The organism is Nocardia sp. NPDC004711, from assembly GCF_053601595.1.
In genome coordinates, this window is the sequence record NZ_JBSGCB010000107.1 from 1 (window position 1) to 13,946 (window position 13,946).

A 13,946-nucleotide genomic window follows, 5' to 3' on the forward strand; every position below is an offset into this window, starting at 1 on the left:
GACCCCTCCGCGTGTTTTTCCGCCGGCGGGGGGGCTCGCGCCCCCCCCAACCCCCCCCCCCCCCGCCACTACCTGATGAACAGCCGGCCCCCGAAGAGTCAGCCACCTGCGATGAGAGCAGGTCGTCGAACACTCCCCCTGGAGATTAGTAGAACGCGAAGGAGCCTCGGCAATTCGATACTATCTCGTGCTAGTTTCTATCGGCGGATAGTGCCACGATTGCTGCCATCACGGTCGGCTATAGGCCCATTCCGGCGGTGAGGATGGGCCCGGGATGCCTCGGCGGGCCGCTGCACCAGGATCGGGAGACCCCGGCCCTTCGCCGCCGAGACCGACGCCGTGCGAGATGACGGTTGTCGGCTCGTTTGACGCGGGCGATCCGCGAGGCGTCGGCCGAGACGATCCCTGCCGCTATGACGGCGATGCTGTCCGGTTCAGGTGCGGCACCGGCCGCCCGGCAGCCGAAGGCCCCGAGCGACGCGGCCAGCACAGCTGCCGTGATGCCCAGGGCCATTGTGAGTTTCGAGCTGAGTCCGAAATTCACGAAATCGCGGCCTCGCCAACCTCGGCCTCGGAGAGGCGCTTGATCCGCGGAATGAGGGGGGTCAGCACGAGCGCGACGATGGCGAACCCGACCACAAGGTAGTAGGCCTGTTTGAAGCCGGTGTCACGGTAGAACTGGGTGCCCTGCATGACCATGCCGCCGTGCGTCATCATCACGTACACGAGCTGGGTGACCACGGTGGTGACGATTCCCTGGAGCATCGCCTGCATGCCGTTGGCGAGCGCCTGCTCGTGTGCCCGCACCGCTTCGATGACCATGATCGGAACAAGGGCGGCGATGATGCCGATGCCGAGACCCGCGATGATCCCGGTGACCGCCAATTGTTTGGGCGTGTAATGGTAGTGCGCCATCATCGCGTAGCCGCCCGCGGTGAACACCGCGCTGGCAACCAGCAGCAGTCTGGTATCGACCTTGCGGGCAAGGATCCCGGTCCCCACCGCGGTCAGCAGGAGGAGCACGCTGGCCGGGGCACCGATGAGGGCGAGTTTGGTCGCGCTGTAGCCGAGCCCGTCGGAGATCGTCGGAATCGGGGGCATCAGCGCGAGCAGCTGGCTGATGGTGCCCGCGGTAAGAGCGGTGCCGGCCAGCAGAGCGGTGACGGAGAGGACCGTCCAGACTTCCCGGCGCGCGAGCAGACCGAGCTGAAACATCGGCTCCGGCACAACGGCTTCCACGCCGAGGAACGCGATCAGAGCGATCACACCGCCGACGATGAACGCCAGCGTGGACATGGCGGTCCAGCCCCACGCCGATCCCTTGCCGACCCCATAGATGATCGCGGTGAGGCCACTGCCAAGCAGGACACCACCCAGCCAGTCGAAGGACCGGTTCTCGTTACGTACCGGACTTTCGGGCACGAACAGCACCAGCAGTGCCGAGCTGACCGCCGTCGCGATAACCAGGAACCACAGCACACCGCGGAACCCGTGGTGATCGATTAGCCAGCCCGACAGGAACGGACCACCGAGGGCCACCAGCCCCACGGCACCGCCGATCGCACCGCTCGCGGGCCCGACCAGGTTGCGCGGGAACACATCTCGCGCCAAGGCGTACACCAGCGCGGCGATCGCCATGTAGAAGCCGCTGATGCCCTTACCGATCAACAGAACGGTGAAACTTGGGGCGACCGCAGCGATCAGATCTCCGACCAGGCCGATGGCGGTGACGATAATCATGACCCGCCGCTTGCCGAACAGGTCGGCCGCCTTGATCACAAACGGGGTGACGAAGGTGCCGACGAGTGCGGCGCTCAGGTTGAACCAGGCGATCTGCGTGGTCTGGAAGTGAATGGCGATCTGCGCCTGCGCGTTTCCGGCGAGCAGGCCGATCATGGACAGCAGCTGGGCCGGCCAGATCAGGGAGATGAGCAGCAGGGCATAACGAGCGCCGATACCGGCGCCACTACTGTCCTGTCGCTCCGTTGCGGTAGTGGTCACGGACTTGCCTTTCGATGAATCGTGCTCGGGCGGCCGCTCGCGGACACCCGGCTGCCTGCCGTGGCCCTGAGGAATGTGTGCGTTCCTGGCCGCGGCAGTCCGGCGGAACGGGGTCCGTACAACGCGAACTGCCAGCCGGTGCACGGATACTAGCTCGTGCTAGTCTCCTTGAATAGGGCTTTCGCGAAATCCGCCGGATCGGGATCGATCGGGCGAAGCCGTGATGATTCAGTGCCGAACAAAGGAGCGCGAGCCGCGTGAAGATCCATGATGTCGTCCCGCCCGATGCGCCATATGGCGTGCGCCTGCGGGTGTACGAGCCGGAGACCACCGACCCGGGGCCAGCCCTGCTGTGGATGCACGGCGGAGCATTCATCGGCGGTTCCATCGACATGCCCGAGGGTGACGCCGTATGCAAGGCATTGACCAATCGCGGAATCCGCTGCGTGAGTGTCGATTATCGTCTGGCACCTGGATACGCGCCGTGGCGATCACCACGCGAGGACGACGTGCGCTTCCCCTTGCCGCTCGACGACTGTGAGCTGGGTTGGCGCTACCTGGTCGCCAACGCCGAGCAACTCGGCGCTCGAGGCCTCTACGTCGGCGGCGCGAGTGCGGGAGGCGTGCTGGCCGCCTCACTGTGCCTGCGCCAGCGCGGTGGAACAGCCACGCCTTCGGGCGCTGTACTCGCGTATCCGGGACTGCACCCGGAAATACCTCCGTTCAGCCCCGAATTGCGGCATGCACTGCGTGGCTGGCGTCGCATCGGCACGTTCACCCGATCCATGAAACGCTGGATCGCCCACAACTACGTGGGCCGCGACCACCTGGAACGCCTGCCGCAGGCGTTTCCCGGCGGGGCCGACCTCACAGATTTTCCGCCGACGCTGATCGTCAACTCCGAGCGAGACACGCTGAGAGCCTCCGGTGAATTGTTCGCCGACGAATTGCGCGCCCATGATCGGCCGGTGCAGGCACTCTACGAGCCCGGCACTCGTCACGGTCATCTCAACAGTCCCGACAAGGACACGTTCGACCGCTCCATCGACACCATCACCGAATGGCTGCGGAAACCCACCGAAACGTCATAACGCTTCCGCTCAGCGGAATCCCGTCCTGAATCGACGCGCTCCCCGGTCATGCTCACGAGAGCATCCGCACAACTCGAACCAACAAGCAAAGGAGCTTCACGCCCATGTCAGTTCTACAGCGCTACGCCGACCGCCGAGTGCTCGTCACCGGAGCGGGATCGGGTATCGGCCAAGCGACCGTCCTGCGGATTCTCGAGGAAGGCGGCCGCGTCGTAGCCGCGGACATCAGCGAGACCGGGCTGAAGGACACCGCCGACAAGGCCGGCGCCCACGCCGACCGGCTGTCTCCCATCGTGATCGACATCGCCGCCGAGGAGTCCGTCAAATCCGGTGTGGCCGAAGCAGTCCAGGTCCTCGGCGGTCTCGACACGCTGGTGAACGCCGCGGGTATCCTGCGGTCGGCGAATTTCGAGCAGACCACCCTGGCCGATTTCGAGCAAGTGATCCGAATCAACCTGATCGGCACCTTCCTCGTCATTCGCGAGTCGATTCCCGCACTACGCACGGGCAACGGCCCGGCCGTGGTCAACTTCAGCTCCACCTCCGCCGCGTTCGCGCATCCGTACATGTCCGCCTACGCGGCGTCCAAGGGCGGCATCCAGGCCATGACCCACGCCCTGGCCATGGAGTTCAGCAAGGCCGGCATCCGGTTCAATTCCGTTCAGCCCGGCTCGATCTCGTCCGGCATGACCGACGGCACCGGCGAGGCCAAGCAGAGTGTCGGCCCCGGCCTGCCAGCCGACACCGACTTCAGTCTCTTCGGCAAGACCGCCCCGATGCTGCCTCTGGACAACGGCGCGATCTTCGCCAAGCCCGACGCGGTGGCCGCGGTCGTGGCCATGCTCGGGTCGCCCGACGCGTACTTCGTCACCGGCACGGAGGTCCGCGTCGACGGCGGCTCGCACATGTGATCCGACCGAGTGGGTCGAGACTCGAGTGAGCCCGGCGGCCATCAAAGGCTGCCGGGCTCATCAACGTCGGAATCCTCCTTTCCGCCCAATGGAAATCCGCCCATCGCAACGATTTCCGCGAACCTAGCGTGTTGCGCGTGTTCAGCGTCCGGAAACCCACCCTCGGAGTGCGTGCTCGCATTCTGGCCATCGCGCTCGTCCCGAGCGTCACCATGCTCGTCACCGGAATCGCCGTTGCGGGGTACTTCGTGGATGCCGGGAGGCATGCCCGTGATTGGGCAGCACAATTGCACGAGGGCACGACGCCGACCGTCGCGATGGTCGATTCGTTCGAACACGAGCGGCTACAGACCTTCGAACTGCTGACCGGCAACAGCGCGGCCGTCACCGCGCTCGCGGCCACCAGAACCCGCGTCGACAACGCACTGCGCTCCCTGGTCCCGGTCGGAAGCGCCATGTCCGCACTAGATCCCGACGCGACCGGTCACACCGTCGCCACCGTCAACAAGCTGCTGGCGCAACTGCCGGACATTCGCGCCAAAGTCGATTCCAGCGAGTTGTCGACAGCGGACGCGTACGCGTACTACAACCAGACCATCGACGCCGTGGGAGCCGGCTCGATCATTGCCGCGGAGGTCGCTCCCGATGCCGCCACCTCGATCGCACTCGCCGACGCCGCGAGCTTGTTCCGCGCCATCGAGGCCATGTCTCGTGCTCATGCACTCGCCGTCATCGCGCTGAATGCCGGGGGGCTGACTCAGGACGAGCTGACGGCCTACAACCACGAGATCGGCTACTTCCGCACGGCGCTCGCCGAGTCGGCGGCGCACCTCGCCCCGGCCGAGCAGGCTAGATTGACGGCACTGACCTCCACACCAGCCTGGCAGCAATCCATTTCCATGGAGGAAGCGATCAGCGCCCGAGGGGTACAACATCCCGACAGAGCGAGCGCGCTACCGATCACAGCCTCGTCCTGGCAGGCCGCCAGCGGTGAGGTGGCCACGGGGCTGCTCGAATTGTGGAGAGCCCAAAACGATTCAGCCCAGCAAGCCGCCACCGACGCCGGCGAACGAATCGCGACCGGCTCGTTGCTCGGCGGCGCGGCGGCGCTGCTGCTGGCTCTGACCGCGGCCGCCGCGGCCGTGGTGCTGGCCAATCGGTTCATCGTCCGACTGACTCGTCTGCGTCGCGAAACGCTGGTCCTCGCCGATGAGCGCCTGCCTGAGATCGTCACGGGTCTCCGCGACGGGACCCTTGTCGATTTCGACGCGAGCACTCTCCGACTCGACCACGGTGACGACGAGATCGGCGAGGTGGCAAAGGCTTTCAATCAGGCACAACAGGCAGCGGTTGCGGCCGCGATCGCGGAGGCGCGCACCCGCACCGGAATCAACGCTGTCTTCCTCAATATCGCCCACCGGAGCCAGGTGGTCGCACATCGCCAACTCGAACTTCTCGACCGCGCCGAACACGACGCCGAGGACCCCAGCCATCTCGACACCTTGTTCCAGCTCGATCACCTGGCCACTCGTGCCCGTCGGCACGCGGAGAACCTCATCATCCTCGGCGGCGGGAAGCCGGGGCGCCAATGGCGGACCCCTGTTCCGCTTATCGACGTCGTTCGCGGTGCGGTCGCGGAAACGCTGGAGTACACCAGGATTCGCGCCGCTCGACTACCGAGTGTCCGCGTCGCGGGCACCGTGGTGGCCGACCTCATCCACCTGCTGGCCGAGCTGATGGACAATGCCACCGCGTTCTCCCCGCCACAGACTCACGTCGATGTCACCGGCCGCGCGGTGGGCCGCGGCGTCGCCCTCGAGATCACCGACCACGGCCTCGGCATGACTGCCGACGAGCTTGCCGATCGAAACGAACTTCTGCGCAACGCACCGGATTTCAGCTTCGCCGACCGCAGCGACGGACTCCGCCTGGGCATGTTCGCCATCGCGAAACTCGCATCACGCCACGATATTTCGGTACGCCTGGGCGAATCGGATTTCAGCGGGATCCGCGCGGTCGTCCTGATCCCCGCCGCCCTGCTGACCGAAGACCCACGAGCAGCTCATGATCCGTTCCCCACTAGCTGGTCGGTGCCCGTGATCGAACCCCTCCCGAAACCCCTCGACAGCGTGGCAGATTCCGGCACGGACATCCCGCCATCCGCGAATCCGACGCGCCCCGCACTCCCTCGCCGCCACCAGCGCGACACCTGAGTCGTTGTCCGGCCGGATCGAACTTCGGTCCTCGCATTCAGGTGCCACCGTGTTGAGGATCGCGCCGACCATGACGCCGAAATCCACCTCGGCCGAAGCCATTCCAGCGGATGTAGTGCCGTCGTCATGTTCACTTCGCGTGTTCCGCCCAATGGAATGGCCGCCTCGGCGGCTCAGTCGTCGATGCTAGAACTGTGTCCGGAGTAACCGGTATCCGTACCCCTTCGGGTGTCCGGAGCGGCCCGTTCCCCAAGCTCACACGCATGGACGGGCCGCCTCTCCGCATCCGGGCCGAATCGGCCGGTAACTGGCGACTGGTCGATCGGACCGGCCGTCGCGCCCATTGCGCACCGCGCCGGATGTTAGAACCGGGGCAGGTTCCGCCGGCTACGTGGACGCGGAACCCGCTTCGATCTCCCATTGGCCGGAATCGTCCAGCGGCCGAGGAGGTTTCACCGCCTAGCGTCGAGCCGTAACTCGGATCGACGATCGAAGGTGGTGGCATGCCCCCAGTAAGCGGTGTACACAGGCACGCTCTGGCCGATCAGAAGGAGTCGCCTCCTTCGATGCTCGACCGATTCACGCTCATCATGGACCTGTTCGAGCGGCCGGACACCATTCACACCCGCGAGCAGGTCACCCAGCTGACGGGCCTGCCACGGTCGACGACCTACCGGATCCTGGAGCACCTGACAAGGCTCAACTGGCTCGAGCGCGCCGGTCGGGGATTCCGGCTCGGGTATCGGTCCCTGGGCATCGGTGGACGCGAGCTCGGCCACAACGCCCTGCGCGCTGCCGCTGCGCCAGTGCTGCACAATCTCGCGACCCACACGAAATTGGTCGTACACCTGACCGTCCTGAATGGCACCAGTGTCCACTACCTGGACAAGGTCGGCGGTCCGAACGCCGCCCGCGTGCCGTCTCGGGTCGGCGGGCGGGCGCCCGCGCATTGCACCGCGGCCGGCAAGGCCATGCTGTCCCGCTTGAGTCCGGAGTACATCGATCTCGCGTACTCGTCCGGTGTCATGCGCTGCACCTCGAAGAGCGTCGGAAGCCTCGCCGAGCTGCATCGGGAACTCGTCCACAACCGGAACACCGACTCTCCCGCCTACGAATTCGGCGAATACATCTCGGCGCTCGGCTGCGTGGCGGCCTCGTTCCACCCCACGACGGGGCCGCTCGGCGCGATCTCGGTCGCCGCCACCGAGCAGACAGTCCTGCATCGCGTCGCACCACTGGTCCAGCGCGCGGCCCGGGCTATCTCCGACGCGATGCTCCGAGCCGAAGCGCACTCCGCCGAAGCACTTGGAGAGGTCCGATGACGGACGGTTCGGCCGGATCGCCCGGGCATCGATGGCATGTGCCGGCGCAGGCGCTCCACTCTCGACCACGTAACCGAATGGCATACGCCGAAGAAGAGCCGAATCGCCTGTGCCCGAACTCCTTCCGGAGGAGACACAGGCGATGACCGAACGTAGAGCCGATTAGCCCTGGCTACCGCTGCCCGAGCCACTTCCGTGGCGACTGGGCGAGCCGAACCCTATGGCGAGCTTCGAGAACCGGGAATTCGCGTCCGATACGCGGTGTCGAATTCCAGGATTCAGGTCGCGGCGCCTCGGGGTTCTGTGGCGCACCGGACGCGAGACCGGTGCGCCACAGGCTGGGTTCATCCCACAACGATTGTGTGCGTGCCCGCGCCAATATCGGCGATCTCGGGCACTGTGCGATCTTGCGCCTTCGATGCGTTCGCGGCCTTTCCATCCACTTGTATGGGAGCGGCGCCGAGCCCGGGAAGTGCGACGGTGCCGGAAGTTCCGGCCGGAGCCGTGATCTCCAAGATGAAACGGGCCCCTTCGTGCTTCCACTGAATCTTGATGGGGCCGTGGGGCGTTGGGACCTCGCCTCGGGCCCACTCCACATCCCCGGTGTGCGGTTCGATACGCCAGGTCGAGAAGCCGGATCCGATAGGCCGGACACCGAGTACATAGTTGGTCAGGGCCGATGTCGGTCCGGAGGACCATCCGTGTGCCAGGCTGACCCCGCCTCCACCGACGGTGCCGTCGGCTTGCAGGTTCTCCCAGACCGCACCGGTGTACCCAGGCCCAGGCATCACCATTTGGCCCCATTCAGTTCGTATCAGCGACAATGCATCCGATGCATTGCCGACCGCGAATCTGGCCTGTGCTTCGAATCCGCCTACGAACGGGCTGATTATCGCCCCGTAGCCCGAATCAGGCGAAAATGCCAGTGCGCCATGGCTTGTCCACAGCTTGCTGCGCAGAGCCTGGAGTACGCCGTCGACCTTGTCATCGGGTGCAACGCCGAAGAGCAACGCGATCGCGTTGGCGTCCTGGGCGATTGAGCCGCGTTTGGTGTCACTGATGTCGTAGACGCCAGTGCTCGCGTTGAACAGGTGCGTGTTGATGGAGTCACGCAGTTGAGCGGCCTGTTGCCGATATCCCGAAGCGTCACTGGCGTGTCCGGTCGCCTCCGCAAGAAACGCGGCGTCCAGCAGCGCTTCGTAGTAGATCGCGTTGAACTCCGTGACCGCTCCGGTCTTGGACCCATCGGTGGGATCCCAGTCATGGCCCACCTGATCTGGCAGCGTGAGCAATCCCGTCGAGGAGTCAACGAGAGATTTGTTGAACTCCAGTTCTTTCTGCACCACCGCGTATTGGTCGGAGGCGAATTCGTTGTCACCGGTGTACCGAAGGTAGGTGGCCAGGCACAGTACGTAGTACATCGAGTAGGACACCGAGTAGAAACTCGTGTATCCCGTCGGCGTGGCAAAACCGGGCACCGCGCCGACGACCGAGGGCGGTGCGGCGGCCGCATCTGTCGAGTTCTGGGTCTTGGCCGCGGCCGCCGGCTGGGCCGACGGTTGCGTGGTGATCTGGTTGTTGCCGAACATCGCCAGTGTCTGCTTGATGTAGTCGGCCCCGTTGCGTCCCAGCGAAACCGCGACCGTCGGTGCGGTCTGAGCCAGGTCGCCCAGCCACAGCAACCGGTCGCGTTTGGCGCCGTCGAGGAGCACCGGTTGCGGACCCGCGTCCGGCGCGCCCACCGGGAGCATGTTGAGCTGGGCGGTGTAGGCGCCCGCGTACCAAATCTTGTTGAGCTGCTCGTCACTGGACAAGAACCAGCCCTGGTATGCGTCCTTGTCGGCCCGGAATCCGGTAGACCGGATCCCGACCGCTCGCAATGTGACGCTTCCCGGCGTGGTCAGCCTCAGACACTCGTAACGTTCACCGCCCTGCACAGTGTTGTTGTCGATCATCCCTTTCCCGGCGACCTGATAGTTGTCGACCCGCTTCGGGTCGACGCCCGGCCGGGGGAAGAAGGTGGTCGACTGCTCGTCGCCATCGGGGCCGATGAACTGCTGCCCCTCGCTGTAGGACGCACTGAGTGTCGGTGTACCGGTTGCGGCGCTGACATCGAAGTAGGGCACTCCGGCTACGTCGATCCCGTAGTCGAGTACGACCACCGGGTCCGGCCCGTCCGCCGACTTGGTCAATGTGACGTCACCGCCACGAATCAGACCTTGACCATTCTTCACATCACCGCTCGTGGAGACTATCGCCTGCGGCGTGACCTTGTCCGACTGTGATCCTTCGACATAGCGGTGCCAATCTGCGGGATCGGCCGAAGCGCTCGGTGTCGTACCGGTCACCAGCGCCACACTGACAGCCACGGCCGCGGCAACGCTCACACCGCCGAAGTGGCTGGAACGTGAAACCATCTGCATTCCAACCCTGTTCAGCGATCGTGGTGATCGGCGAGGGCATCCTTCACCGCATCCAAGGCAGGTTTGGGCTGGTAGTTCTCGTCGTACATGTCCGGTGTTCCGAAGCCGGGGATTCCGGACATCAAGGGCTGCTTGTCGCTGAATCCCCAAACGGTGATTCCGACGCAGCGCCGTACCTGCAGGCATGCGAAGACAGAGTTCGTGTAGTCCTTGCCCTGTTGCACCAGATCCTGCTGCGACGGAGGCTGATTCAGGCTGTCGTCGAGCTCGGTGACAGCCACGTCGAGATCGAGGTCGGTGAAGCGCTCGAAGTTCGAGGCTTGCCCGTCCGGCTCGAACACGCTCTCGAGGAAGTGGCTTTCGAAGCCGATTCCATCGAGCGGAACACCCTGCGCCTTCAATGATTTCGCGAGGTCGTACATGGCATCCGACTTCGGTCCGGGACCCTCGATGCCGTACTCGTTGATGTAGAGCTTCGCGTGCGGGTCAGCCTCGTGCGCCCATCGAATCGCGTCGGCGACGTACTCCGGCCCGAGCGTCTTGTAGTAGATGTTGTCCCGCCAGCTTCCGTCCTGGATGTTGAACGGCTCGTTGATCACATCCCACGCGTAAATCTTGCCGCGGTACCGGCCCACTTCGGTCATGATGTGCTGTTTGAGCACGTCCTTGAGTTGATCCGCAGTCCAGGTTCCGTTGGTCACCCAATCCGGCTGCGTCTCCCACCACAGGAGATTGTGTCCACGGATGCGTTGGTGGTGCGCTTCGGCGAATTCGACGACCTTGTCCGCGGGACCCCAGTTGTACTGGCCCTGGACCGGTTCGACATTCGCCCATTTCATTTCATTCGCCGGGGTGACCGCGCCGAATTGATCGCCGGCCAGACGGCTGTATGGGGCATCACCAGCGAGTGCCTCAGCGACCACCGCCGTCCCGAAGTACTTGTCATAACGTTGCGCGAGCTGCTGGAGTGTGTCGTTTCGATGCGGAGACGGACTCGGCCGATCGGCCGTAGCGCCGGGTGTCGGCACGACGGACGTAGGGTCTGCGTGCACGGTAGAACTACCAACCAAGAGAATTGCGGCCCCGGCGATACCTGCGAAAATCACTGATGCGCGATGCGCATATGACTGCCGATCATTGCTGACTGAAAATACCATGGAAAACCTCATCATTGAGTGCTGGCGACAGAAAACACACGCGAAATAGTCCTTGTCCGTATGTGACACGGGACACTACATCGATCACGCCGCCCTCAAATCGCATTTTTCCACCGGACGGGATGCCCGATACGGCCGTCGCCGTGCGGCGTCCACACGCACTTGAAAAGGGCTGGTGCCCGAGACTTGCGGGCGGATTCAAGATCGACAGGAAGAGCGCGACATGCCGTGCAAGTGCCGATCAGAGACGTGAGAGTCGCTGCGCGGCAAGCGGTTCGGCCATGCCGCCAATGCAATAGACCTCTGATCCAACGGTCAGACCCCGAATATGGCGGATGCCCTCGCGGTCAACTGAAAACTTGAAGGAAGCAAATGCCGTGGTACCACGCCGAGATTCACACGTTTGAATCTCGGAACGGACCCGGATCGAAGGCCATTGCTCAGCCTGCACGGCATGCCGAATCGCCTGTGCCCAACTCCTTCCGGAGGGGCACAGGCGATAGCCGACCTGAAGGACGAGCTATCCACCGCTTCCGCTGCTCGATCCGCTTCCACTGCCACTGCCACTGCCAGAGCCCGATCCGAGGGCGAGCTTCGGGAAGCGGAAGTTCGAATCCGGCACCCCGGCGCCGTTCAGCCCCTGGTTGGCGTAATCACTCTCTCCGGGCTGCGCCATCAGAGTCTGCAGGTATTTCACGCCGACCGTGAGGAACGTTCCGCCCGTGAGCACGATCGTTCCCAGCACACCACCGGCCGCAGCGAACGCGCCGACGATCGGCAACCCGGCTACCAGACAGCCGATGGTCAGCACCGCACAGGACGCGACGGCCACCACGAGACCGACGATCGCCCCAACTGCCGAACCACCGATCGGACCGAACATGGCCGCCTGACCGAGCTTGCCGCCCAAATCGTTTGCTGCCATTTGGTTTTCCAGTGGCGACGCAACGGGCTGCAGCGTGGCGGCCACGACGTCGGGGACCAGCCGCACGGAACGCCCATCGGGCGAGATCTGCCCGTCGATGCGATGCGTCTGCCCGGCAAGCTCGAACCGCAGCGGGATCGATCCCACCACTCGCCCGCTGAGGTCACGAGCGCTGATCGACGCCCCGTCCGCGTCGAGAGCGAAGACACCATTGTCGAGCACAGTAACAACCGAGTCGTCGTACAACGTGGTGTGATGCTGCACCGGGCTCGCGTCGGCGGAAACAACCGCGGGATCCGGGTCGCCCGGCGCGGCAGTTGCGACACCGGCCGAAACCGTGACGGCTGCTGCCGCGATCATCGCGGTGGCGGTCCATCTGCGAATGCTCATGGAATCAGCTGCTTTCCAGTCAGGATGCCGGTGCGGGTTGCGGATCATTGTTCTTGAACGCTGGAATCTGGCTGGCGTAGATGCTGGTTCCATCGGGGGCGTTCAGCGTGTTCACGTAGTTCATCACCGCCGGAATCACACTCGCACCGCCGACGTCCAGGCCGATGATGCCGCCGACACCCGCGAGCATGGCCATAGTGGGTAGCGCGGTGACGATGCAGGCAAGGCTCAGCACCAGGCAGGACGCGCCCGCCATCACGAAGCCGACGCCCAGCCCGAGCACGGTGCCGATGATGGTGCCGATCAGACTCCCGATACTGAGGCCGATACCGGCGGCATTGATGAGATCGTTCATGGCCAGCTGGTTCTCGAGCGGTGACGCCACCTCATGCACAGCGGGTCGAGCCACCAGCCCCGCGGTGTCCGGAGTCAACCGCAGAGTGCCGCCATCGGCGGAGATCTCGTGCGCGATCCCCCGCTGCTGACCGTCGAAAGTGAAGGTCAACGGCAGAGCCCGCAGAGCACGGCCACCACGGTCGCGAACCGTGACGCCATCGCCATCGGCAGTAAACACCGCGCCGTCGTCGAGCGTGGCTACGACCGACACCCCGTCCAACCGAGCGGCGTAGTGCACACCGGCATGGGCCGGCACAGAGCTCGGGGCCGAGTCCGCCACCGCCGCCGGCGCGGTCGCCACCGTCACCGCGCCACCGGCGACCAGCGCGGCCGACAACACCGCCGCCACGGTCGTTCTACGTACGTTCATGTTCTCCCTCATCTGCGAAGGTCCTGCGGAAACTCGCACAACTAACTCGTGCTAGTGATGCAGGCTACATCGTGCTAGTCGAGACGCCAAGCCATTGCCGAAAGTGGCCCGCCACTCAGCGGAAACCGACTTCGGCGTGATGCGGCTCTCACAGGCCCAATCCGCGGGCCAACACTGGCCAGGACGATTTCAGTAGGTCGTTTCAATAGCCCCAGGAATGCGGGCCGTAAGGGCGGATGTTCGCGGTCGCGGGATACCCAGCTTCGCGAGCCTGGCCGATAGGTCACGCGCGCATTGGCCGACAGCCGATTCGATGATTCCGCCAAACACCATTTGATCCCGCCAACTGGACCGACTCTTGGCCGAGCATGTACGGGTGACCGGAGACCTAGTGAGGACCGGGTAATCCGACGCCGCTGGACAACTACAACTCAAGCCCACGCAGCGCCTCCGCGTGCAAGTGGCCGTGCTGGTTATATTCGACGTCGATCATCGGTCAACTGTGACATCGCGCCGCACGGTCGAGATCTGTTGGCATGGGCGAAAACTGACGTCACCGATTGGCGTATTCCACCGCATCGGCGCGCCTACCGAGCGCACTCTTACTAGCCGCATAGTGCGCGGTTGGAACGGCCACGGCCGGATGTCAATCGGGTAAGTCCCTTGGAGTGGTGGGATTTCGGAATCGGACAGGTCCGGTATGAGGCGTGTTGATGTCCTGAAATGAGCAGGTCATCGCGTAGTGGT

General features: G+C 64.6%; 9 protein-coding genes. 4 read left to right on the forward strand and 5 right to left on the reverse strand.

Annotated elements, in window-relative coordinates:
• Positions 1 to 540 precede the first annotated feature (540 nt).
• Entirely contained in the window at positions 541 to 2,001 is a 1,461-nt protein-coding gene (locus ACWEKS_RS46815) for an MFS transporter (RefSeq protein ID WP_452346154.1), read from the reverse strand.
• A gap of 257 nt (positions 2,002 to 2,258) precedes the next feature.
• Between ACWEKS_RS46815 and ACWEKS_RS46820 the strand changes: the two genes are divergently transcribed.
• The 4 genes from ACWEKS_RS46820 (at position 2,259) to ACWEKS_RS46835 (ending at position 7,538) form a co-directional block, all read left to right on the forward strand.
• Complete coding sequence (locus ACWEKS_RS46820; protein WP_452346155.1) at positions 2,259 to 3,092, forward strand: alpha/beta hydrolase; 834 nt, start codon at positions 2,259 to 2,261, stop codon at positions 3,090 to 3,092.
• Positions 3,093 to 3,196: 104 nt separating this feature from the next.
• Positions 3,197 to 4,003, forward strand: coding sequence for an SDR family NAD(P)-dependent oxidoreductase (locus ACWEKS_RS46825; RefSeq protein ID WP_452346156.1), 807 nt, complete (start codon positions 3,197 to 3,199; stop codon positions 4,001 to 4,003).
• A gap of 137 nt (positions 4,004 to 4,140) precedes the next feature.
• Positions 4,141 to 6,216, forward strand: a complete 2,076-nt coding sequence (locus ACWEKS_RS46830; RefSeq protein ID WP_452346157.1) for a sensor histidine kinase — start codon at positions 4,141 to 4,143, stop codon at positions 6,214 to 6,216.
• A gap of 566 nt (positions 6,217 to 6,782) precedes the next feature.
• Positions 6,783 to 7,538, forward strand: coding sequence for an IclR family transcriptional regulator (locus ACWEKS_RS46835; RefSeq protein WP_452346158.1), 756 nt, complete (start codon positions 6,783 to 6,785; stop codon positions 7,536 to 7,538).
• Positions 7,539 to 7,882: 344 nt separating this feature from the next.
• On the opposite strand, the gene ACWEKS_RS46840 is transcribed toward ACWEKS_RS46835, so the two are convergent.
• The 4 genes from ACWEKS_RS46840 to ACWEKS_RS46855 form a co-directional block, all read right to left on the reverse strand.
• Positions 7,883 to 9,955 (reverse strand): alpha-L-rhamnosidase-related protein, encoded by a 2,073-nt coding sequence (locus ACWEKS_RS46840; protein ID WP_452346159.1) that lies wholly within the window; start codon positions 9,953 to 9,955, stop codon positions 7,883 to 7,885.
• Between the two features lie 17 nt (positions 9,956 to 9,972).
• A complete protein-coding gene (locus ACWEKS_RS46845) occupies positions 9,973 to 10,989 on the reverse strand; it encodes an endo-1,4-beta-xylanase (protein ID WP_452346160.1) in 1,017 nt (338 codons plus the stop codon).
• Between the two features lie 649 nt (positions 10,990 to 11,638).
• Positions 11,639 to 12,481: a hypothetical protein gene (locus ACWEKS_RS46850; protein WP_452346161.1), complete on the reverse strand. Its 843-nt coding sequence runs from the start codon at positions 12,479 to 12,481 to the stop codon at positions 11,639 to 11,641.
• On the reverse strand, positions 12,453 to 13,199 hold the full coding sequence (locus tag ACWEKS_RS46855) for a hypothetical protein (RefSeq protein ID WP_452346162.1): 747 nt from the start codon (positions 13,197 to 13,199) through the stop codon (positions 12,453 to 12,455). Before ACWEKS_RS46855 ends, ACWEKS_RS46850 begins: the two co-directional genes overlap by 29 nt.
• Between the last annotated feature and the right edge of the window lie 747 nt (positions 13,200 to 13,946).